This window comes from Streptomyces sp. NPDC026206, from assembly GCF_040638465.1.
Classification (GTDB): Bacteria; Actinomycetota; Actinomycetes; order Streptomycetales; family Streptomycetaceae; genus Streptomyces.
In genome coordinates this window covers 22,121-44,536 of sequence record NZ_JBEZYL010000006.1, presented here as the reverse complement: position 1 = coordinate 44,536, position 22,416 = coordinate 22,121, and the positions used below count along the sequence as shown (strand labels likewise).

Below are 22,416 nucleotides of genomic sequence, written 5' to 3'. Positions count from 1 at the left end.
CCCATGCCGCTCACGCTTGCCTCGCTCGTCCAGCACTCGGCGCTGAAGCTCACCGTGCTCGCGGGTGGGGACCGGCTGGAGACCCCCGTCCGCTGGGCCCACGTCAGCGAGCTGGCCGACCCCGTGCCGTGGATGGACGGCGGGGAGCTCCTCCTGATCACGGCCATGAAGATCGACGCCGAGGACCGGGAGACGATGCGCCGGTACGTCCGGCGGCTGGTCCGCGCCGGCGTCGTCGGGCTCGGCTTCGCCGTCGGCGTCAACTACGAGCAGGTGCCCCCGGCGCTCGTCGAAGCGGCGGAGGAGGAGGGGCTGCCCCTGCTGGAGGTGCCGCGCCGCACCCCCTTCCTCGCCATCACCAAGGCCGTCTCCGCGGCCATCGCCGCCGACCAGTACCGCGCGGTGACCGCCGGCTTCGAGGCCCAGCGCGAGCTGACCCGGGCAGCGCTCGCCCCGGAGGGCCCGGCCGCGCTGATCGCCCGGCTGGCCGCGCACCTGGGCGGGTGGGCCGCGCTGTACGACGCCTCGGGCGCCGTCGTCGCCGCCGCACCCGACTGGGCGGCACGCCGGGCGGCCCGGCTGGGCGCCGATGTCGAGCGGCTGCGGGAGCGGCCCGCGCCCGCCAGCGCGGTCGTCGGCTCGGATGCCGCCGACGAGGGCGGCGACCGCGTGGAACTGCAGTCCCTGGGCACCGGCCGCCGCACCCGTGGCGTGCTCGCCGTCGGCACGGACGCCCCGCTGGGCACCGCCGAGCGCTACGCCGTGCACTCCGCGATCGCGCTGCTCACCCTCACCACCGAGCGCTCGCGAGCCCTGCAGGACGCCGAACAGCGGCTCGGCGCGGCAGTGCTGCGCATGCTCCTGGCGGGCGAGCCGGACCACGCGCGGGCGGTGGCGGGCGAGCTGTACGGAGCGCTGCTGGACGCGCCGTTCCGGATGGTGGTCGCGGAGGCCGTCGAGGGCACCGGCGAGGAGGGGCGGACCCAGGACGCGGCGGACCCGCTGGGCGCCCTGGCGGACGCGGTGGAGACCGCCGCGAGCCGGGTGGCGGAGCCGGTGCTGGTGGTTCCGGAGGGTGAACGGATCCTCCTCCTCGTGCCCGACGGCGGCGCGGCCGTGGGGGCGTGCGTCGCGTACGCCCGTGCGCTCGAGGCCCGCAGGGCCGCCGCGTCCCGCCAGCGGGACCGCGGCGCCGCCGCCGGGCCGGACGGTGGCGGGGCGGCCCTCGGGCTGTCCGCCCCGACCGGCCCCTCGGGCGCCGCGGCCGCCTTCCGCCAGGCGGAGCAGGCCCTGGCCGTCGGGCGCCGCCGCGGCCGCGCCCTCGTCGAGCACGAGGAGGTGGCCGCCGGCTCGGTCGTGCCCCTGCTGGCCGACGACGCCGTGCGGGCCTTCGCCGACGGGATGCTGCGTGCGCTGTACGACCATGACGCGACCGGACGCGGCGACCTGGTCGCCTCGCTGCGGGCGTGGCTGTCGCGGCACGGGCAGTGGGACGCGGCCGCGGCCGATCTCGGCGTGCACCGGCATACGCTGCGCTACCGGATGCGGCGGGTCGAGGAGATCCTGGGGCGTTCTCTGGACGACCCGGACGCCCGGATGGAGCTGTGGCTGGCCCTGAAGGCGACGTCGGGCCCGCCGGCGTAGAGCGCGGCGGGATGTGCCCCTGCCCCGCCCTTTCACCGTTTCTTGTCCTCAAACGCCGGACGGGCTGGATATGAGGACCGGGGGCCGGGGATGGAGCCCCGGTTGCCTTCACGCCATAGCGGTGCACCCGCACCGCCCCGTGCTCCATCACGGACAAGCAGTGGAAGGCGGCCCCCCACCTACCGTGGGGGAGCCAATATCCACACCCCCACCTGGGAAGGGCCGATTGTGACTGCTCCCCACGCGTTCTGGCTGGCCGGCCGCGAGGCCACCGGCGAGGAGACCTTCGACGTCACGAACTCCTGGGACGGTCGTCTCGTCGGCACCGTGAGCGTGCCCACCGAGGCGCAGGTCGAGGAGGCCGTGGCGGCCGCGCACGCCGTGCGGGACGAGTTCGCGGCGACGCCCGCGCACGTCCGTACCGCCGCCCTCGACCACGTCGCCAAGCGGCTCACCGAGCGCACCGAGGAGATCGCCCAGCTGATCTCCGCCGAGAACGGCAAGCCCATCAAGTGGGCGCGCGGCGAGGTCGGCCGTGCCGTCTCCGTCTTCCGCTGGGCCGCCGAGGAGGCGCGCCGCTTCAACGCCGGTGACGCCCAGCGCCTGGACACCGACGCCGGTGGCACCGGCCGCCTCGCGCTGACGCGCCGCTTCCCGCGCGGCACCGTGCTCGGCATCGCGCCCTTCAACTTCCCGCTCAACCTGAGCGCGCACAAGGTCGCCCCGGCCATCGCCGTCGGCGCCCCGATCATCCTCAAGCCCGCACCGGCGACCCCGATCTCCTCGCTCGTCCTCGGCGAGATCCTCGCCGAGACGGACCTGCCGGCGGGCTCCTGGAGCGTCCTGCCCGTGCCCAACGACCGGATGCCCGCCCTCGTGCAGGACGAGCGCCTGCCGGTCATCTCCTTCACCGGCTCCGGCCCGGTCGGCTGGTCGATCCTCGACTCCGCGCCGCGCAAGCACGTCACCCTGGAGCTCGGCGGCAACGGCGCGGCCGTCGTCCTCGCCGACTGGTCCTCCGAGGAGGACCTGGACTGGGCGGCGCAGCGCATCGCCACCTTCTCCAACTACCAGGGCGGCCAGTCCTGCATCTCCGTGCAGCGCGTCATCGCCGACGCCTCGCTGTACGAGCGGCTGGTCCCCAAGGTCGTCGCCGCCGTCGAGGCGCAGGTCACCGGTGACCCCTCCGACGCCGCGACCGACGTCGGCCCGCTGGTCAGCGAGGACGCCGCCAAGCGCGTCGAGTCCTGGGTGGACGAGGCCGTCGCCGCGGGTGCGAAGCTGCTCGCCGGCGGCAAGCGCGAGGGCGCCACGTACGCCCCGACCGTGCTCGCGGACGTGCCGGCCGGCGTGACCATCGCCTGCGAGGAGGTCTTCGGCCCGGTCCTGACCCTCACCAGTGCGGAGGGCGAGGACGCGGCGTTCGCGGCGGTCAACGACTCGCCGTACGGCCTGCAGGCGGGCGTGTTCACGCACGACCTGCAGACCGCCTTCCGCGCACACCGCGCGCTGGAGACCGGCGGCGTGATCATCGGGGATGTCCCCTCGTACCGCGCGGACCAGATGCCCTACGGCGGCGCCAAGCAGTCCGGCGTGGGCCGTGAGGGCGTGCGCTACGCGATGGACGACTACACCTATGAGCGGGTGCTCGTCCTGACCGGCCTGGCCCTCTGAGGCCGAGCCTCACCGCACAGCACGGCGAAGCGCTCCGCAGACGGCTCGGCCCGTTTGAGGAGCGCTTCGCCGTACCCGGGGAGGCGAAGACGCGTCGGCGGTGTGGTGTCCGGGCCCGGAATTGGGTACATAGATACGGACGAGTAGCACCGGTCGGTAGCCGACCGGGACGGCCCCGACTCACGCGGCGAGGTGCCAGATGACCGCACCATCCGTACGACCGGTCTCCGAGCGCGAGGCGCGCCAGGTCGCCGAAGCGGCCCGGGAGCAGGGATGGCAGAAGCCCAGCTTCGCCAAGGAACTCTTCCTCGGCCGGTTCCGCCTCGACCTGCTGCACCCGCATCCCACCCCCGCGCCGGACGACGTCAGGCGCGGCGAGGAGTTCCTCGGCACACTGCGCGACTTCTGCGAGACGCGGATCGACGGCGCCCGCATCGAGCGCGAGGCGAAGATCCCGGACGAGACGGTGAACGGGCTCAAGGAGCTCGGGGCCTTCGGCATGAAGATCGACGTCAAGTACGGGGGCCTCGGCCTCACCCAGGTCTACTACAACAGGGCCCTCTCCCTGGTGGGCTCCGCCAGCCCCGTCGTCGGCGCGCTGCTCTCCGCCCATCAGTCCATCGGCGTACCCCAGCCGCTCAAACTCTTCGGCACCCAGGAGCAGAAGGAGAAGTTCCTGCCGCGCTGCGCGCGCACGGACATCACCGCCTTCCTGCTCACCGAGCCCGACGTCGGCTCCGACCCGGCCCGGCTGGCGACGTCCGCCGTCCCCGACGGCGACGACTACATCCTCGACGGCGTGAAGCTGTGGACGACCAACGGCGTCGTCGCCGACCTGCTCGTCGTGATGGCCCGGGTGCCCAGGAGCGAGGGGCACAAGGGCGGCATCACCGCCTTCGTCGTCGAGGCGGCGGCCGAAGGCGTCACCGTGGAGAACCGCAACGCCTTCATGGGCCTGCGCGGCATCGAGAACGGCGTCACCCGCTTCCACCAGGTCCGCGTCCCCGCCGCCAACCGCATCGGGCCCGAGGGCTCCGGCCTGAAGATCGCGCTGACGACGCTGAACACGGGCCGGCTGTCCATCCCCGCCATGTGCGTCTCGGGCGGCAAGTGGGCTCTGAAGATCGCCCGCGAGTGGTCCACCGCGCGCGAGCAGTGGGGCAAGTCCATCGCCGAGCACGAGGCCGTCGGCTCGAAGATCTCCTTCATCGCCGCGACCACCTTCGCCCTGGAAGCCATCCTCGACCTGTCCAGCCAGATGGCGGACGAGGACCGCAACGACATCCGCATCGAGGCCGCGCTCGCCAAGCTCTACTCCAGCGAGATGGCCTGGCTGATGACCGACGAGCTGGTCCAGATCCGCGGCGGCCGGGGCTACGAGAGCGCCGCCTCGCTGGCCGCCCGCGGCGAGCGGGCCGTGCCCGCCGAGCAGATGCTGCGCGACTCGCGCATCAACCGCATCTTCGAGGGCTCCACCGAGATCATGCACCTGCTCATCGCCCGCGAGGCCGTCGACGCCCACCTCTCCGTCGCCGGCGACCTCATCGACCCGGAGAAGTCCCTCGGCGACAAGGCACGCGCGGGCGCCCGCGCCGGCGGCTTCTACGCCCGCTGGCTGCCCAGGCTCGTCACCGGGCCCGGACAGCTGCCGCGCACCTACGCCGAATTCCACCCGGCGGGCCACCGCGACCTCTCCGGGCACCTGCGCTACGTCGAGCGCTCCTCGCGCAAGCTCGCCCGCTCCACCTTCTACGCCATGTCCCGCTGGCAGGGCCGCATGGAGACCAAACAGGGCTTCCTCGGCCGCATCGTCGACATCGGCGCCGAGCTGTTCGCCATGAGCGCCGCCTGCGTACGGGCCGAGCACCTGCGCACCCGCGGCGAGCACGGCAGCGAGGCCTACCAGCTCGCCGACGCCTTCTGCCGCCAGTCCCGCATCCGCGTGGAGGAGCTCTTCCACCGGCTGTGGACCAACACCGACGACCTCGACCGGAAGGTCGTCTCCGGCGTCATGTCCGGTTCGTACGAGTGGCTCGAGAGCGGCATCGTCGACCCCAGCGGCGAGGGCCCCTGGATCGCGGACGCCACCCCCGGGCCCTCCAAGGCCGAGAACGTCCACCGCCCGATCCGCTGAGCACATCATCCGATGGCCGTACGACCGGGACGCCCTGTCGGGGCGGACCGGCGATGCGGCCACAATGGGGGGATGACGGACTCCCTCGCTGACCCGCACCTGCGCTACTCCGCCGCCCCGGCCGGCGGCGGACCGCGCGACATCGTGATCCTCGGCTCGACCGGCTCGATCGGCACCCAGGCCATCGACCTCGTGCTCCGCAACCCCGGCCGCTTCACGGTGACCGCCCTGTCCGCCGCGGGCGGCCGGGTGGAGCTCCTCGCCGAGCAGGCGCGGCAGCTGCGGGTGCGCACGGTGGCGGTCGCCCAGGCCGACAAGGTGCCCGCGCTGCGCGAGGCGCTCGCCGCGCAGTACGGCGGCGAGCCGCTGCCCGAGATCCTGGCGGGCCCCGACGCGGCCACCGAACTGGCGCGCAGCGAGTGCCACACCGTCCTCAACGGCATCACCGGCTCCATCGGCCTGGCGCCCACCCTCGCCGCCCTGGAGGCGGGCCGCACGCTGGCCCTGGCCAACAAGGAGTCGCTGATCGTCGGCGGCCCGCTGGTCAAGGCCGTGGCCAAGCCGGGACAGATCATCCCGGTCGACTCCGAGCACGCGGCCCTCTTCCAGGCACTGCTGGGCGGCACCCGCGCCGAGGTGCGCAAACTGGTGGTCACCGCCTCCGGCGGCCCCTTCCGCGGCCGTACGAAGGCCGAGCTGGCCTCGGTCACCCCGAAGGACGCCCTGGCGCATCCCACCTGGTCCATGGGCCCGGTGATCACGATCAACTCCGCGACCCTGGTGAACAAGGGCCTGGAGGTCATCGAGGCCCACCTGCTGTACGACATCCCGTTCGAGCGCATCGAGGTCGTCGTCCACCCGCAGTCCTACGTGCACTCGATGGTGGAGTTCACCGACGGCTCGACCCTCGCCCAGGCCACCCCGCCCGACATGCGCGGCCCCATCGCCATCGGCCTGGGCTGGCCCGAGCGGGTGCCCGACGCGGCCCCCGCCTTCGACTGGTCCCAGGCATCCACCTGGGAGTTCTTCCCGCTCGACGACGAGGCGTTCCCCTCGGTCGGCCTCGCCCGGCACGTCGGCGGCCTCGGCGGCACGGCGCCCGCGGTCTTCAACGCCGCGAACGAGGAATGCGTCGACGCGTTCCTGAGCGGAGCACTGCCGTTCAATGGGATCGTGGACACCGTCGCCGAGGTGGTGGCGGAACACGGCACCCCCGCCGCGGGAACCCGCCTGACCGTCTCGGACGTCCTGCAAGCGGAGACCTGGGCGCGCGCCCGGGCCCGCGAACTGGCGGCCCGTACGGGCGCCCGTACGGCGAAAGCGACCTCGGAGGCCCGCGCATGACGACACTGATGACCGTCCTCGGGATAGTCGTCTTCGTGGTGGGCCTGCTCTTCTCCATCGCCTGGCACGAACTCGGCCACCTCTCCACCGCCAAGATGTTCGGCATCCGGGTGCCGCAGTACATGGTCGGCTTCGGGCCGACGATCTTCTCGCGGCACAAGGACGAGACCGAGTACGGCATCAAGGCCGTCCCGCTCGGCGGCTACATCCGCATGATCGGCATGTTCCCGCCCGGCGAGGACGGCCGCATCAGCGCCCGCTCCACCTCCCCGTGGCGCGGCATGGTCGAGGACGCCCGTTCGGCGGCCTTCGAGGAACTGCGGCCCGGCGACGAGACGCGGATGTTCTACACGCGCACGCCCTGGAAGCGCGTGATCGTGATGTTCGCGGGGCCCTTCATGAACCTGGTCCTCGCGGTGGTGATCTTCCTCGGCGTGATGATGTCGTTCGGCGTCAACACCCAGACCACCACCGTCTCGGCCGTCTCCGACTGCGTGGTCTCCGCCAGCGCCGCCACCGACAAGTGCCCGCAGGGCGCCAAGGACTCCCCGGCCAAGGCGGCCGGCCTGCAGCCCAAGGACCGCATCGTCGTCTTCAACGGCCACAGGGCCACCGACTGGACCACCCTGCAGAAGGAGATCCGCAGGACCACCGGCCCGGCCACGCTCACCGTCGTGCGGGACGGCAAGGAGAAGACCCTCAGCGCGGATCTCATCTCCAACCAGGTCCAGAAGTACGACAGCAAGGGCGCGCCCCTCAAGGGCCAGTACGTCACCGCGGGCTTCCTCGGCTTCACGCCCGCCACCGGCGTCGTCCAGCAGTCCTTCGGCCAGTCCGTCGACCGGATGGGCGACATGGTCCAGTCCGGTGTCGAGTCGCTGATCGCGCTGCCCGGCAAGATCCCGGACCTGTGGAACGCAGCCTTCGACGGCGGTGAGCGCAAGGCCGACTCACCCATGGGCGTCGTCGGCGCGGCCCGCGTCGGCGGCGAGGTGTTCAACCTCGACATTCCGCCGTCGCAGCAGATCGCGACCATGCTCTTCCTGGTCGCGGGCTTCAACCTCTCGCTGTTCCTGTTCAACATGCTGCCGCTGCTGCCGCTCGACGGCGGGCACATCGCGGGGGCGCTGTGGGAGTCGGTGCGGCGCGCCTTCGCCAAGGTCTTCCGGCGCCCCGACCCGGGCCCGTTCGACGTGGCGAAGCTCATGCCGGTCGCCTACGTGGTGGCAGGGATCTTCGTCTGCTTCACCCTGCTCGTACTGATCGCGGACCTGGTCAACCCGGTACGGCTCACCTAGGCCGGGGCCCCGGCCCGTGGCCAGGACACCAAAACGCCGGACGGCTGAATTTTCAGCCCGTCCGGCGTTTGCCGTAACCTCGGAAGCCGGAGCCCGCCGATCTCGGGACCATGATTTAAGACCTTGGGGTTGCTCGCCAGATGACAGCGATTTCGCTTGGAATGCCGTCCGTTCCGACCAAGCTCGCCGACCGCAGGGTCAGCCGCAAGATCCAGGTCGGCTCGGTGGCCGTCGGCGGCGACGCTCCCGTCTCCGTCCAGTCGATGACGACGACCCGGACCTCGGACATCGGCGCCACGCTGCAGCAGATCGCCGAGCTGACCGCCTCCGGGTGCCAGATCGTCCGCGTCGCCTGCCCGACCCAGGACGATGCCGACGCGCTGCCGGTCATCGCCAGGAAGTCGCAGATCCCGGTGATCGCGGACATCCACTTCCAGCCGAAGTACGTCTTCGCCGCCATCGACGCCGGCTGCGCGGCCGTCCGGGTCAACCCGGGCAACATCAAGCAGTTCGACGACAAGGTCAAGGAGATCGCCAAGGCGGCCTCCGAGGCCGGCACGCCGATCCGCATCGGCGTCAACGCCGGCTCCCTGGACCGCCGACTGCTGCAGAAGTACGGCAAGGCCACCCCCGAGGCGCTCGTGGAGTCCGCCCTGTGGGAGGCATCCCTCTTCGAGGAGCACGGCTTCCGCGACATCAAGATCTCGGTCAAGCACAACGACCCGGTCGTCATGGTGAACGCCTACCGCCAGCTCGCGGCCCAGTGCGACTACCCGCTGCACCTCGGCGTCACCGAGGCGGGACCGGCCTTCCAGGGCACCATCAAGTCCGCCGTCGCCTTCGGCGCGCTGCTGGCCGAGGGCATCGGCGACACCATCCGCGTCTCGCTCTCGGCCCCGCCGGTCGAGGAGATCAAGGTCGGCATCCAGATCCTGGAGTCCCTCAACCTCCGCCAGCGCCGCCTGGAGATCGTCTCCTGCCCCTCCTGCGGCCGCGCCCAGGTCGACGTCTACAAGCTGGCCGAGGAGGTCACGGCGGGCCTGGAGGGCATGGAGGTGCCGCTGCGCGTCGCCGTCATGGGCTGTGTCGTCAACGGCCCCGGCGAGGCCCGCGAGGCCGACCTGGGCGTCGCCTCCGGCAACGGCAAGGGCCAGATCTTCGTCAAGGGCGAGGTCATCAAGACCGTCCCCGAGTCGAAGATCGTGGAAACCCTCATCGAAGAGGCCATGAAGATCGCCGAACAGATGGAGAAGGACGGCGTCGCCTCCGGCGAGCCCACCATCAGCGTCGCCGGCTGACCTCTCAGCGGCACCGCCCGATGCCCCGCCCTCCCCGGGCGGGGCATCGCCGTATCCGCCCGCAAGGGAGGTGCCCCGGGAAGCCTGGAGGTACAGTGCCAGGACCTGTTCCCCACGGCCTCCGGCCTGCGACGGTGAGGCAATCCCCCACGTGCTGACGACGACCACCACCAAGGTCCTGGAGCCCGCCGACCTCGACGCGGCCCTCGCCGTCCTCGGCCGTGACCCCGTCGCCAACGCCTTCGTCGCAGCGCGCGTCCAGGTCGCCGGGCTCGACCCATGGCGGCTCGGCGGAGAGATGTGGGGCTGGTACGCGGCCGGCCGCCTGGAGTCGCTCTGCTACGCCGGTGCCAACCTCGTCCCCATCTGCGCCGGCCCCGACGCCGTACGGGCCTTCGCCGACCGCGCCCGCCGATCCGGGCGCCGCTGCTCCTCCATCGTCGGACCGGCCCCCGCCACCGCCGGACTGTGGTCCCTCCTCGAACCCCACTGGGGCCCCGCCCGCGAGGTCCGGGCCCATCAGCCGCTCATGGTCGCCCGGTCCATGCCGGTGGACATCGAACCGGATCCGCTCGTCCGGCGCGTCCGCAAGGACGAGATGGACATGATCATGCCGGCGTGCGTGGCGATGTTCACCGAGGAGGTCGGCGTCTCGCCGCTCGCCGGTGACGGCGGGCTGCTCTACCAGGCCCGTGTCGCCGAGCTCGTCGGCTCGGGCCGCTCCTTCGCCCGCATCGAGAACGGCCGCGTCCTCTTCAAGGCCGAGATCGGCGCCGCCACGGACCGGGCCTGCCAGGTCCAGGGCGTCTGGGTCGCCCCCGAGCACCGGGGCCGGGGCCTGTCCGTGACCGGTATGGCGGCCGTCCTGCGCCACGCGCTGCAGGAGGTCTCCCCGGTGGTGAGCCTGTACGTCAACGACTACAACACCGCGGCGCGGGCGGCGTACCGCCGGGTGGGCTTCGACGAAGTCGGCGCATTCATGAGCGTGCTCTTCTGAGGCGACCGGGGGACGAACCTGCGGGTAGCCTCCCCGCATGAATGACATCGCGGTCGGACCGCTCGACCTCGCCGCGCGGGTGGACGAAGCGCTGGCCGTGCAGGCCGTCGCCTTCGGGCTCACACCGGAGGAGGTCGGCGTACGACGCCACATCGTCCTGCGGCACCTCGCCTGCCCCGGCGCGCGGGCCCTGGGCGCCACCACACCCGAAGGGCGCCTCGTCGGCTTCGTCTACGGGATGCCCAACGACCGTACGCACTGGTGGTCCACGGTCGTCGAACCGTACCTGCGCGCCAACGGCTGCGACGGCTGGCTCGACGACTCCTTCGTCATCACCGAGCTGCATGTCCACCCCGCCTTCCAGAACCGGCGCATCGGACGCGCCCTGATCACCGCCATCACGGCCACTGCGAAGGAGCCGCGCTCCATCCTGTCCGCCATCGACCGGGAGAGCCCCGCGCGGGCGCTGTACCGCAAGCTGGGATACCGGGACCTGGCGCGGCACGTGGTCTTCCCGAGCGCGCCGAGCCCGTACGCGGTCATGGGGGCGCCGCTGCCGCTGCTGGGGTGAGAAACCGTTTCCCGCTGTCGGTGCCGCCCGCTAGTCTCCTGGCCAATCGCTCTCGGCACGGTACGCAGGAGACAGTCATGGCCCAGGTCCAGCGCATGTCCGCAACGATGGTCAAGACGCTGCGTGACGACCCGGCCGACGCCGAGACCGCCAGCCACAGGCTGCTGGTCCGGGCAGGGTACGTGCGCCGCACCTCGGCGGGCGTCTGGACCTGGCTGCCGCTCGGCAAGAAGGTTCTCGACAACGTCACGCGCGTGGTCCGCGAGGAGATGGACGCCATCGGCGGCCAGGAGGTCCTGCTGCCCGCGCTGCTGCCCAGGGAGCCGTACGAGACGAGCGGGCGCTGGAAGGAGTACGGCGACCTGCTCTTCCGGCTGCGCGACCGCAAGGGCGCGGACTATCTCCTCGGACCCACGCACGAGGAGATCTTCACACTGACGGTCAAGGACCAGTGCACGTCCTACAAGGACCTGCCGGTGATCCTCTATCAGATCCAGACCAAGTACCGGGACGAGGCACGGCCCCGCTCGGGCGTGCTGCGCGGGCGCGAGTTCCAGATGAAGGACTCGTACTCCTTCGACACCACCGAAGAGGGCCTCGCCGAGTCGTACCGGCTGCACCGCGCCGCCTACATCCGCATCTTCGAACGCCTCGGCCTGGACCACCGGATCGTCTCCGCCGTCTCCGGCGCGATGGGCGGCTCGGCGTCGGAGGAGTTCCTGGCCCCGGCGGCCGCGGGGGAGGACACCTTCGTCGACTGTCCCCGGTGCGACTACGCCGCCAACACCGAGGCGGTGACCACGGTCGTGGCCCCCGCCGACCCCTCCGGCCACGGCCCCGTCGAGGAGCTCGACACCCCCGGCACCCCCACCATCGACACGCTCGCCGAGTACCTGGGCGTGCCCGCCTCGGCCACGCTCAAGAACCTGCTCGTGAAGGTCGACGGACGGATCACGGCCGTCGGCGTGCCCGGCGACCGCGAGGTGGACCTGGGCAAGCTGCGGGAGCATCTGGCCCCCGCCGTGGTGGAGTTGGTGACGGCCGAGGACTTCGCCGGCCGGCCCGGGCTCGTACGCGGCTACGTCGGCCCGCAGGGGCCGGCGGACCTGCCGTACATCGCCGACCCGCGCGTGGCGCCCGGCACGGCGTGGATCACCGGCGCCAACAAGCCGGACACCCATGCCCGCAACGTCGTCTGCGGCCGCGACTTCACCGTCGACCGCTACGTCGACGTCGTCGTGGTCGAGCCCGGCGACCCGTGCCCCTGCTGCGGCACGGGCCTGGAGGTCGGGCGGGCGATCGAAATCGGCCATATCTTCCAGCTCGGCCGGAAGTACGCCGACGCGTTCGGCCTCGACGTACTGGGCCCGCACGGCAAGCCCGTCCGGGTCACCATGGGCTCGTACGGCATCGGCGTCTCCCGCGCGGTCGCCGCCCTCGCCGAGCAGACCCACGACGCGGCGGGCCTGTGCTGGCCCCGTGAAGTCGCCCCGGCGGACGTCCACGTCGTGGCCGCCGGCAAGGCCGCGCAGAGCGAACTGGCCGAGGCGGTCGCCGCGCGGCTGGCGGAGGCCGGAGTGCGGGTTCTGCTGGACGACCGGGCGGGCGTCTCGCCGGGGGTGAAGTTCACGGACGCCGAGCTCATCGGTGTGCCGACGATTGTCGTCGTCGGCCGCCGGGCGTCCGACGGCGTGGTCGAGGTGAAGGACCGCCGCACGGGGGCCAAGGAGGAACTGCCGGTGGGCGAGGCGGTGGCGCGGCTGACGGAGGCGGTGCGACCGGTGCACTGACGTGGAGGTTCCCCTACCCGCCCTTTCACCGTTTCTTGTCCTCAAGCGCCGGACGGGCTGCTGTGGTCTGTCCTCAAGCGCCGGACGGGCTGCTGTGACCGGGGTCCGGGGCGGAGCCCCGGCTACAGCAAGCTTGCGAACTCCAGCAGGAGTTCGCCCTGCCCCCGCGCCCCCAGCGACAGCAGCCGCGCCCCCGCCTCCGCCGTGCGGAAGAGCGTCCAGCCGCGCAGCCGCCCGGCGTCGACGTCCAGGGACTCGGCCAGCTTCGCCACGCGGCGGCGGGCCGCAGCCGCCGCGCCGGGCGCCGCCAGCAGCGTGTCGGCACGGTCGCGGACCAGCCAGGCCAGGTCGTAGGCCCGTTCACCGACCAGCGGGCGGGGCGCGATGGCCAGCCAGGGCGCCCGGTCGGCGGCCAGCACATTGCCCTGGTGGTACTCGCCGTGCAGCAGTGCAGGAGAGTCCTCGCCGCCGGCCGCCACCAGGCCGTCCCGCAGGTCCAGCGCCTCGTCGAGCACGGCCCGCGCATCCGCCGCCCACGGCTGCCCGCGGTACGAGCGCAGCGCGTCGGCCGGCGCGGCCGTGTGCCCGGCCACGGTCGTGAACGGGTGCTCCGCGGGCGGCGGCACCCACAGCCGCTGGAGCGTCGCCGCCGCCTCCAGCTGTGCCTTGGCCTCCGCCAGCGAGCGCAGGCTGACATCGGAGTGCAGCCGCTCCAGCAGCAGCGCCCCGGCCTCCGGGTCCACGCGCAGCGCTCGCACCGCGCTGCGGCCGTCCCAGTGGGCGAGCGCGGCGTGTTCGCGGGCGGCCGTGCCGTCCGGCGGGGTGAGCTTGAGCGCGGCCGGCGTGCCGTCGGACTGACGGACGAGGACGACCATGCTGGTCCGGCCGCCGGGCATCTGCACCCGTTCGGGTGTCAGTTCCCAACGGGCCAGGCACTCCTGCGCGATGCCGGGCAGCGCCGCGAGCCACTGCTGCGCGGCGGCGCCGGAGGCGGGGTCCGAGCCCAGGGTCCGAACCAGCCGATCCGGCGGTTCGAGGCGGTCGTGAGCGTTGGCCATCCCTGAGCTGTCCCTTTCGTTCTTTCCTGGTCAGGCTTGCGGGGGCGAGCCGCTCGGCGAGCGGTCCGGCCCGGCGGGAGCGGCCCGCTCGGCGAGCCCAGGGAAGGCTACGCTGCTGCCGCTCCAGCGCACCGCCCGCACCGCCGCCTCCCGCAGCCCCACCGCCGCGTCGCCGCGCAGGGCGCCCGTGGCGGCCCGTACGAGGTCGGCGTAGACGGCCGCGAGCCGGCTCTCCAGCTCCGCCGCCAGCCGCACCGCGGCCGCCCCGTCGGGCACCGGGAACGGCAGGGAGTACGCGGCCGCCGCGGCCTCGGGCTCGGCGCCCAGGTCCCGTACGGCGCGGGTCATCGCGTCCCGTCGTGCCCGGTGCGCGTCGTACCCCTCACGGGCCTCGGCCTCCCGGGCGTCCTCGACACGCCCGCCGACCACCCCGTAGCCGTACACGGCCGCGTGCTCGGCGGCGAGGGCGGCCTGCGCCGCCGCCACCACCGCGCGCGTCGCGCCACCGGAGTCCGCGGTCCGCGTCATGAGCCACCTCCGGTGAGCAGGTACGCGTGGGCCGCGCCGGCCGCCGCCACGGAGGCGAGGAGGCGGGCGAGTTCGGGGGAGGCCGAACCGAGGGCCGAGGTGCGGGAGTCGGCGGTGCGCCGCTCGGCCTCGGCGAGCGCTGCGAGCGCCGCTCTCTCGTCGCCGGGTACGGGCGGGGCGGCGGGCGCGGCCGACGGGGAGACGGACGCGGAAGGGGCTGCCGGGCCCGTGCCGAAGGCCTCGGCGTGCCGGGCGGCTTCGGCCCGCAGCGGCCGCAGCCGCTGTGCCAGGGCGGCGTGCGCGGCGATCGTCGCGTCGTAGCGCTCCAGCAGTGCCACCGAGTTCCGGCCGGCGCTCTCCCGCAGCCGCCGCGCGGCCGAGGAGCGCTTCTCGGCACCGGCGTCACCGGAGGAACAACCGGCCAGCAGCGCGCCCGCGCCACCGGTCAGCAGGGCCGCCGTCGCCCCGGCCAGTACCCTGCGTCTGCGCGGGCCTTCGGCGCCCCGCGTCGTCGTCGTGAGCGGCACGATCCTCTTTCCGCCTCGTCCGGGCATGATCACCGCACGCGAGCGTACCGGCGTGCGGCCGCGGGGCCGGGGACCGGGCACCGAATCGTCAGCCGGCTGCCGGAACAGATAGGCTTTGACCTGACACGCGACTTTCCCACAACAGCACACGCGGCCGAGGAGTCACCCGGATGAGCACCACCCAGAGCGAGAGGCTGCGCGAGCTCCTCGCCCCTCTCGTCAGCGCGCGAGAGCTGGACCTGGAAGAGGTCGAGGTGACACCGGCGGGGAACCGGCGTGTGCTGCGCATCGTGGTGGATTCCGATGCGGGTGTGCAGCTGGACACGTGTGCTGATCTGAGCCGTGACATCTCCGCGAAGCTCGACGAGACGGACGCCATGGGTGGCGATCCGTACGTCCTGGAGGTCACCTCTCCCGGCGCCGACCGGCCCCTGACGCAGCACCGTCACTACGTGCGTGCCACCGGACGGCTGATCAAGGCGCAGCTCACCGCGGGCGGCGAGCTCGTCGCGCGGATCGTCGCCGTGGACGACGAGGGGCTCGACCTGGAGGTGCCGGGTGTGAAGGGCCGCAAGCCCACCGCCCGCCGGGTGGCCTTCAGCGAGATCGCTAAGGCGCGTGTCGAGATCGAGTTCAACCGTAAGGCCGACGAGACGGCCGCAGTCGAATCCGCCGGAGAGCAGTCCGGGGTTCAAGACGAGAATCAAGAGGAGGCGTAGCCGTGGACATCGACATGAGCGCCCTGCGGGGTCTGGTGCGAGAGAAGGAGATCTCCTTCGACCTGCTGGTCGAGGCGATCGAGTCGGCCCTCCTCATCGCGTACCACCGCACCGAGGGAAGCCGTCGCCGGGCCCGCGTGGAGCTGGACCGGTCGACCGGCCATGTGACGGTGTGGGCCAAGGAGGACCCGCAGGACCTCGCCGAGGGCGAGGAGCCCAAGGAGTTCGACGACACCCCCTCCGGTTTCGGCCGCATCGCCGCGACCACCGCGAAGCAGGTCATCCTCCAGCGTCTGCGCGATGCCGAGGACGAGATCACTTTCGGTGAGTTCGCCGGCCGTGAGGGCGACGTCGTCGCGGGCATCGTGCAGCAGGGCAAGGACCCCAAGAACGTCCTGGTCGACATCGGCAGGCTGGAAGCCATCCTGCCGGTCCAGGAGCAGGTGCCCGGCGAGGAGTACAAGCACGGCACGCGTCTGCGGACGTACGTCGTGCGGGTGGCCAAGGGTGTCCGCGGCCCGTCCGTGACGCTCTCGCGCACCCACCCCAACCTGGTGAAGAAGCTGTTCGCCATGGAGGTCCCGGAGATCGCGGACGGCTCGGTGGAGATCGCCGCCATCGCCCGTGAGGCCGGCCACCGCACCAAGATCGCGGTGCGTTCGACCCGTTCCGGGCTGAACGCCAAGGGCGCCTGCATCGGCCCGATGGGCGGCCGGGTCCGCGCGGTCATGGCCGAGCTGCACGGCGAGAAGATCGACATCGTCGACTGGTCGGACGACCCGGCGGAGCTGGTGGCGCACGCGCTGTCCCCCGCCCGGGTGAGCAAGGTCGAGGTCGTGGACCTGGGCGCCCGCTCCGCACGGGTGACCGTGCCGGACTACCAGCTGTCCCTCGCCATCGGCAAGGAAGGCCAGAACGCCCGGCTCGCGGCGCGGCTCACCGGCTGGCGGATCGACATCCGCCCGGACACCGAGCAGCAGCCGGAGCGCGACTGACCCCCGCGGCAGCGCACAGCAGCGACGGGGGGCGTGCGACAGCCCGCTCCGAGCGGCCCGGATCGGTCTTTTTGAAGACCGTCACGGGCTCATGCCCCCCGGTGGATCCCGGCAGGGGCCCCGAATCCTGGCCGATCATGGCCGAAACGCATACGCGCACGATCAGTGCCCCGAAGGGGTGAGGTCGGCGTGGGGAGGTAGACTTAACGGTGTCTGGCCGGACGCATGCCCGCGCATGCCCTGAGCGCACCTGTGTGGGGTGCCGGGAGCGAGCGGCCAAGGGCGAGCTGCTGCGGACCGTGATGATCGAGGGCGTCTGCGTCCCCGATCCGCGCGGTACGCTGCCCGGCCGGGGTGCCTCTGTGCACCCCACACTGGTCTGCCTCGATCTGGCGGTACGCCGCCGGGCGTTCCCCAGGGCCTTCAAAAGCCCGGGACCGCTCGACACGGCGGAACTGCGCCGGTACATCGAACAGATCGGCCAGCACCGGCAGCACTGCCAGGCAACACCGTAAGAAGAACGGCACGGGTGACCGTGCGGTCAGGTACCTCGCGAGTTGGAAGTAGGTCGAGATTGCGATGAGCACTCGATGAGTACGCGATGAGTACGCCCATGAAGTAGCGACGGTCCGGTGGACACCCGGACCTAGAAGGAGCGAAGTGGCTAAGGTCCGGGTATATGAACTCGCCAAGGAGTTCGGAGTGGAGAGCAAGGTCGTCATGGCCAAGCTCCAAGAACTTGGTGAATTCGTCCGTTCGGCGTCCTCGACTATCGAGGCGCCGGTCGTCCGCAAGTTGACTGACGCATTGCAGGGGCCCGGCGGCAACGCCGGCAAGTCCGCTGCGAAGCCCGCGGCGCCGCGTAAGGCAGCGCCGAAGCCGGGTGCCCCCACTCCGGGCGCCCCCCGTCCCGCTGCCCCGGCTCCCAAGCCGGCCGCGGAGACCCCCAGCACCACCAAGCCCGCAGGCGCCGCACCGGCCCCCGGCCCGCGCCCCGGCCCGAAGCCTGCTCCGGCGGCTCCGGCGGCTCCGGCCAAGCCTGCCCCGGTCACCCCGGTGCCCGCCGCGGAGTTCTCCGCGCCGGCTCCGGCCGCCCCGTCCCAGGACCGCCCCGCGGCGCGTCCCGGCGGCGGTGCCGCCGGTCCGCGCCCCGGTGCGCGTCCCGGTCCGGCCGGCCAGCGTGACGGTGGCCGTCCCGAGCGTGCCCCGCGTCCGCAGGGCCAGGGCGAGCGTGCCCCGCGTCCCGGTGGCGCCCGTCCGGCCGGTCCCCGTCCGGGCAACAACCCCTTCACCTCCGGTGGCTCCACCGGTATGGCCCGTCCGCAGGCCCCCCGTCCCGGTGGCGCCCCGCGTCCCGGCCAGGCCGGTCCCGGCGGCCCGCGTCCGCAGGGCGGCCCCGGTGGCGCCCCGCGTCCGCAGGGCCAGGGTGGCGCCCGTCCGACCCCGGGCGGCATGCCTCGTCCGCAGGGTGCCCCCGGTGGCGCCCCGCGTCCCGGCGGTGCCCCCGCCGGTAACCGCCCGAACCCGGGCATGATGCCGCAGCGTCCGGCTGCCGGCCCGCGTCCGGGCCCCGGTGGCGGCGGTCGCGGTCCCGGTGGCGGCGCTGGTCGTCCCGGTGGCGCCGGTCGTCCCGCGGGCGGCGGCTTCGCCGGTCGTCCGGCCGGTCCCGGTGGCGGCGGTCGTCCCGGTGGCGGCGGCGGCTTCGCCGGCCGTCCCGGTGGCGGTGGCGCTCCCGGTGGTGGCGGCGGCTTCGGCGGTCGTCCCGGCTTCGGTGGCCGTCCCGGTGGCCCCGGTGCCCGTGGTGGCACGCAGGGTGCGTTCGGCCGTCCCGGCGGTCCGGCGCGTCGTGGTCGCAAGTCGAAGCGGCAGAGGCGCCAGGAGTACGAGGCCATGCAGGCCCCGTCCGTCGGCGGCGTGATGCTGCCCCGCGGCGGCGGCGAGACCATTCGCCTGTCGCGCGGTGCCTCCCTCACCGACTTCGCGGAGAAGATCGGCGCGAACCCCGCGTCGCTCGTCGCCGTGATGATGAACCTCGGCGAGATGGTCACGGCCACCCAGTCGGTGTCCGACGAGACGCTGACGCTCCTCGGCGACGAGATGAACTACACCGTTCAGATCGTCAGCCCCGAGGAGGAGGACCGCGAGCTGCTCGAGTCGTTCTCCATCGAGTTCGGTGAGAACGAGGGCGGCGAGGAGATGCTCGTCTCCCGTCCGCCGGTCGTGACCGTCATGGGTCACGTCGACCACGGTAAGACCCGACTGCTGGACGCCATCCGCAAGACGAACGTCGTCGCGGGCGAGGCCGGCGGTATCACGCAGCACATCGGTGCGTACCAGGTCGCCACCGAGGTCAACGGCGAAGAGCGCGCCATCACCTTCATCGACACCCCGGGTCACGAGGCGTTCACCGCCATGCGTGCCCGTGGTGCCAAGTCGACCGACATCGCGATCCTCGTGGTGGCGGCCAACGACGGTGTCATGCCGCAGACGATCGAGGCGCTGAACCACGCCAAGGCGGCCGACGTGCCGATCGTGGTCGCGGTCAACAAGATCGACGTCGAGGGTGCCGACCCGACCAAGGTGCGCGGTCAGCTCACCGAGTTCGGTCTGGTGGCCGAGGAGTACGGCGGCGACACGATGTTCGTCGACATCTCCGCCAAGCAGGGTCTGAACATCGACAGCCTGCTGGAGGCCGTGGTCCTCACCGCGGACGCCTCGCTCGACCTGCGCGCCAACGCGGAGCAGGACGCGCAGGGTATTGCGATCGAGGCCCACCTCGACCGTGGCCGCGGCGCCGTCGCCACCGTGCTCGTCCAGCGCGGTACCCTCCGCGTCGGCGACACGATGGTCGCCGGTGACGCCTACGGCCGTGTCCGCGCGATGCTCGACGACAAGGGCCAGAACGTGGAAGAGGCGGGTCCGTCGACCCCGGTCCTCGTCCTCGGTCTGACCAACGTCCCGGGCGCCGGCGACAACTTCCTCGTCGTCGACGAGGACCGCACGGCCCGTCAGATCGCCGAGAAGCGCGCTGCGCGTGAGCGCAACGCCGCCTTCGCCAAGCGCACCCGCCGGGTGTCCCTCGAGGACCTCGACAAGGTGCTCAAGGCCGGTCTGGTGCAGGATCTCAACATCATCATCAAGGGCGACGCGTCCGGTTCGGTGGAGGCTCTCGAGTCCTCGCTGCTCCAGCTCGACGTCGGCGAAGAGGTCGAGATCCGCGTGCTGCACCGCGGTGTGGGTGCGGTCACCGAGTCGGACATCAACCTGGCGACCGGCTCCGACGCCATCGTCATCGGCTTCAACGTCCGCGCCGAGGGCCGTGCCACGCAGATGGCCGAGCGCGAGGGCGTCGACGTCCGGTACTACTCGGTCATCTACCAGGCGATCGAGGAGATCGAGGCGGCCCTGAAGGGCATGCTGAAGCCGGAGTACGAAGAGGTCGAGCTCGGTACGGCGGAGATCCGCGAGATCTACCGCTCGTCCAAGCTGGGCAACATCGCGGGTGTTCTCATCCGCTCCGGCGAGGTCAAGCGCAACACCAAGGCTCGCCTCATCCGCGACGGCAAGGTCGTCGCGGAGGACCTCACGATCCAGGGTCTGCGCCGCTTCAAGGACGACGTCACCGAGATCCGCGAAGGCTACGAGGGCGGTATCAACCTCGGAAACTTCAACGACATCAAGGTCGACGATGTCATCGCGACGTACGAGATGCGCGAGAAGCCGCGAGGCTGATCCCGCAGAGCGCGACCGGGGCCGGTCGGCGGAGCATATTTCCGTCGATCGGCCCCGGCCGTTGCGTGTACGGTTCGAAGAGCCGGTACAGAAACGGATAACACCTCACGCCTCCCGGGTGGGCATCACCCGTATCGCATGTATGCAGGGACTCTGTCCTTCGACCTCCTCCTCGGCGACGTACGGTCGCTGAAGGAGAAGCGCTCCGTCGTCCGCCCGATCGTCGCCGAGCTGCACCGCAAGTACGCGGTGAGCGTGGCGGAGGTCGGCGACCAGGACCTCTACCGCCGGGCCACGATCGGCGTGGCGGCGGTCTCCGGGGACGCGGGGCACCTCACAGACCTGTTGGACCGCTGCGAGCGCATGGTCGCCGCACGTCCCGAAGTGGAGCTGCTGTCGGTACGGCGGCGGATCCACGGAGATGACGACTAGCGTCGTCGACCGGGCGCGCCGGCGCCGAGAGCACAATGATGGAAGACGAGAAGGAGACGGACCAGTGGCCGACAACGCGCGTGCGAAGAGGCTGGCGGACCTCATCCGCGAGGTGATCGCACAGAAGCTGCAGCGCGGAATCAAGGACCCGCGGCTCGGCTCGCATGTGACGATCACGGACACCCGCGTCACCGGCGACCTGCGGGAGGCTACGGTCTTCTACACGGTCTACGGCGACGACGAGGACCGGGCCAGCGCCGCCGCCGGCCTGGAGAGCGCCAAGGGCATCCTGCGCTCGGAGGTCGGCCGCGCCGCGGGCACCAAGTTCACGCCGACGCTGACGTTCGTCGCGGACGCCCTGCCGGACAACGCCCGGGCCATCGAGGACCTCCTCGACCGGGCGCGGATGTCGGACGCCCAGGTGCGCGAGGCGTCCTCGGGCGCGGCGTACGCCGGCGAGGCCGACCCGTACCGCAAGCCGGGCGACGAGGACGAGGGCGACGACGCAAAGGGCGCCGGCGCCTGATGAAGCACAAGGCACCGACCACCCCGGACGGGCTGGTCATCGTCGACAAGCCTGCCGGTTTCACCTCGCACGACGTCGTCGCCAAGATGCGGGGCATCGCCCGCACCCGGCGCGTCGGCCATGCGGGGACGCTCGATCCGATGGCGACCGGTGTGCTCGTCCTCGGCGTCGAGCGCGCCACCAAGCTCCTCGGTCACCTCGCGCTGACCGAGAAGGAGTACGTGGCGACGATCCGGCTCGGCCAGAACACGGTGACCGACGACGCCGAGGGCGAGATCACCTCGTCCACGGACGCCTCCGCGGTGACCCGCGAGGCGATCGACGCCGGGGTGGCCGAGCTGACGGGCGCCATCATGCAGGTGCCGTCCAAGGTCAGCGCGATCAAGATAGACGGCGTGCGCTCCTACAAGCGGGCGCGCGAGGGCGAGGAGTTCGAGATCCCCGCCCGGCCGGTGACGGTCTCCGCCTTCACCGTGCACGCCGTGCTCCCCGCCGAGGCGGCGGACGGCACGCCGGTGCAGGACCTGCTGGTCTCCGTCGTCTGCTCGTCCGGTACATACGTCCGTGCCCTCGCCCGCGACCTGGGCGCGGACACGGGCGTCGGCGGCCACCTCACGGCCCTGCGGCGCACCCGCGTCGGCCCGTACCGGATCGGCGACGCCCGCACGCTCGACCAGCTCCAGGAGGAGCTGACCGTGATGCCCGTCGCGGACGCGGCCGCCGCCGCGTTCCAGCGCTGGGACGTGAACGAGGAGCAGGCCCGGCTGCTCGGCAACGGCGTCCGGATCAAGGTGCCGATGTTCGACACCACCGGCCCCATCGCCGTCTTCGGACCCGACGGCCGCTTCCTGGTGCTGGTGGAGAACCAGGGCGGCAAGGCCAAGAGCCTGGCGGTCTTCGCCTAGCGGTCGGCCGTTCCACCGGTCCCCGCCCCACACCGTGGGGCGGGGACCGCGTCGTTCCACGCGTTCCCCGCCCCACGATCCCCCTCCCACTGGTCTCTATCCATCCGGGACGGGTGATTCACCCCAACGGGCAGGCGCTCGGAGTGAACCAGGGGGGTGGAAGGGGGCGCGTTCAGGGTGGGACCTGGCTTCGCCGATCATCCGCTGCCTACCGTCGTGTGTACGAGCACGGCGGGGAGGTTCG

Annotated in this window: 19 protein-coding genes; 16 read left to right on the top strand and 3 right to left on the bottom strand. The window is 72.3% G+C overall.

The features are described from left to right. Positions 1–3: 3 nt before the first annotated feature. The 9 genes from AB0F13_RS11575 (at position 4) to AB0F13_RS11535 (ending at position 12,750) form a co-directional block, all read left to right on the top strand. Entirely contained in the window at positions 4–1,644 is a 1,641-nt protein-coding gene (locus AB0F13_RS11575) for a PucR family transcriptional regulator (protein WP_362078954.1), read from the top strand. A 228-nt stretch (positions 1,645–1,872) separates the two neighbouring features. Further along, positions 1,873–3,318: an aldehyde dehydrogenase family protein gene (locus AB0F13_RS11570; RefSeq protein WP_362078951.1), complete on the top strand. Its 1,446-nt coding sequence runs from the start codon at positions 1,873–1,875 to the stop codon at positions 3,316–3,318. Positions 3,319–3,517: 199 nt separating this feature from the next. After that, on the top strand, positions 3,518–5,452 hold the full coding sequence (locus tag AB0F13_RS11565; RefSeq protein WP_362078948.1) for an acyl-CoA dehydrogenase family protein: 1,935 nt from the start codon (positions 3,518–3,520) through the stop codon (positions 5,450–5,452). A gap of 72 nt (positions 5,453–5,524) precedes the next feature. Beyond that, positions 5,525–6,796, top strand: coding sequence for a 1-deoxy-D-xylulose-5-phosphate reductoisomerase (dxr, locus tag AB0F13_RS11560; RefSeq protein ID WP_362078945.1), 1,272 nt, complete (start codon positions 5,525–5,527; stop codon positions 6,794–6,796). Beyond that, the gene (locus AB0F13_RS11555; RefSeq protein ID WP_362078942.1) at positions 6,793–8,094 is read left to right on the top strand and encodes a site-2 protease family protein; all 1,302 of its coding nucleotides are present in this window, start codon (positions 6,793–6,795) and stop codon (positions 8,092–8,094) included. Before dxr ends, AB0F13_RS11555 begins: the two co-directional genes overlap by 4 nt. Before the next feature lie 140 nt (positions 8,095–8,234). After that, on the top strand, positions 8,235–9,392 hold the full coding sequence (gene ispG, locus AB0F13_RS11550; RefSeq protein WP_362078939.1) for a flavodoxin-dependent (E)-4-hydroxy-3-methylbut-2-enyl-diphosphate synthase: 1,158 nt from the start codon (positions 8,235–8,237) through the stop codon (positions 9,390–9,392). 151 nt (positions 9,393–9,543) lie between these two features. Further along, complete coding sequence (locus AB0F13_RS11545) at positions 9,544–10,389, top strand: GNAT family N-acetyltransferase (RefSeq protein ID WP_362078936.1); 846 nt, start codon at positions 9,544–9,546, stop codon at positions 10,387–10,389. A gap of 37 nt (positions 10,390–10,426) precedes the next feature. After that, positions 10,427–10,960 (top strand): GNAT family N-acetyltransferase, encoded by a 534-nt coding sequence (locus AB0F13_RS11540; RefSeq protein WP_362078934.1) that lies wholly within the window; start codon positions 10,427–10,429, stop codon positions 10,958–10,960. A 77-nt stretch (positions 10,961–11,037) separates the two neighbouring features. Beyond that, the gene (locus AB0F13_RS11535; protein ID WP_362078931.1) at positions 11,038–12,750 is read left to right on the top strand and encodes a proline--tRNA ligase; all 1,713 of its coding nucleotides are present in this window, start codon (positions 11,038–11,040) and stop codon (positions 12,748–12,750) included. A gap of 122 nt (positions 12,751–12,872) precedes the next feature. On the opposite strand, the gene AB0F13_RS11530 is transcribed toward AB0F13_RS11535, so the two are convergent. From AB0F13_RS11530 to AB0F13_RS11520, 3 genes are read right to left on the bottom strand one after another with little or no spacing between them, the layout of a single operon-like run. Beyond that, positions 12,873–13,808, bottom strand: coding sequence for an aminoglycoside phosphotransferase family protein (locus AB0F13_RS11530; protein WP_362078928.1), 936 nt, complete (start codon positions 13,806–13,808; stop codon positions 12,873–12,875). A gap of 30 nt (positions 13,809–13,838) precedes the next feature. Beyond that, positions 13,839–14,336, bottom strand: a complete 498-nt coding sequence (locus AB0F13_RS11525) for a ferritin-like domain-containing protein (RefSeq protein WP_362078925.1) — start codon at positions 14,334–14,336, stop codon at positions 13,839–13,841. Then, positions 14,333–14,809: a hypothetical protein gene (locus AB0F13_RS11520; RefSeq protein WP_362079534.1), complete on the bottom strand. Its 477-nt coding sequence runs from the start codon at positions 14,807–14,809 to the stop codon at positions 14,333–14,335. Before AB0F13_RS11520 ends, AB0F13_RS11525 begins: the two co-directional genes overlap by 4 nt. Before the next feature lie 224 nt (positions 14,810–15,033). Between AB0F13_RS11520 and rimP the strand changes: the two genes are divergently transcribed. The 7 genes from rimP (at position 15,034) to truB (ending at position 22,172) form a co-directional block, all read left to right on the top strand. Beyond that, positions 15,034–15,582: a ribosome maturation factor RimP gene (rimP, locus tag AB0F13_RS11515; protein WP_362078922.1), complete on the top strand. Its 549-nt coding sequence runs from the start codon at positions 15,034–15,036 to the stop codon at positions 15,580–15,582. 2 nt (positions 15,583–15,584) lie between these two features. Next, complete coding sequence (gene nusA, locus AB0F13_RS11510) at positions 15,585–16,577, top strand: transcription termination factor NusA (protein WP_362078920.1); 993 nt, start codon at positions 15,585–15,587, stop codon at positions 16,575–16,577. Between the two features lie 209 nt (positions 16,578–16,786). After that, entirely contained in the window at positions 16,787–17,092 is a 306-nt protein-coding gene (locus tag AB0F13_RS11505) for a YlxR family protein (RefSeq protein WP_362078918.1), read from the top strand. 145 nt (positions 17,093–17,237) lie between these two features. Then, positions 17,238–20,309, top strand: coding sequence for a translation initiation factor IF-2 (gene infB / locus AB0F13_RS11500; protein ID WP_362078915.1), 3,072 nt, complete (start codon positions 17,238–17,240; stop codon positions 20,307–20,309). Positions 20,310–20,447: 138 nt separating this feature from the next. After that, positions 20,448–20,741 carry a DUF503 domain-containing protein gene (locus AB0F13_RS11495; RefSeq protein ID WP_362078912.1) on the top strand — a complete coding sequence of 98 codons (294 nt, stop codon included), beginning with the start codon at positions 20,448–20,450 and terminating at the stop codon, positions 20,739–20,741. A gap of 64 nt (positions 20,742–20,805) precedes the next feature. After that, positions 20,806–21,267, top strand: coding sequence for a 30S ribosome-binding factor RbfA (rbfA, locus tag AB0F13_RS11490; RefSeq protein ID WP_362078909.1), 462 nt, complete (start codon positions 20,806–20,808; stop codon positions 21,265–21,267). Continuing rightward, positions 21,267–22,172, top strand: coding sequence for a tRNA pseudouridine(55) synthase TruB (gene truB, locus AB0F13_RS11485; RefSeq protein WP_362078906.1), 906 nt, complete (start codon positions 21,267–21,269; stop codon positions 22,170–22,172). The genes rbfA and truB overlap by 1 nt, the downstream gene beginning before the upstream one ends. Positions 22,173–22,416 lie beyond the last annotated feature (244 nt).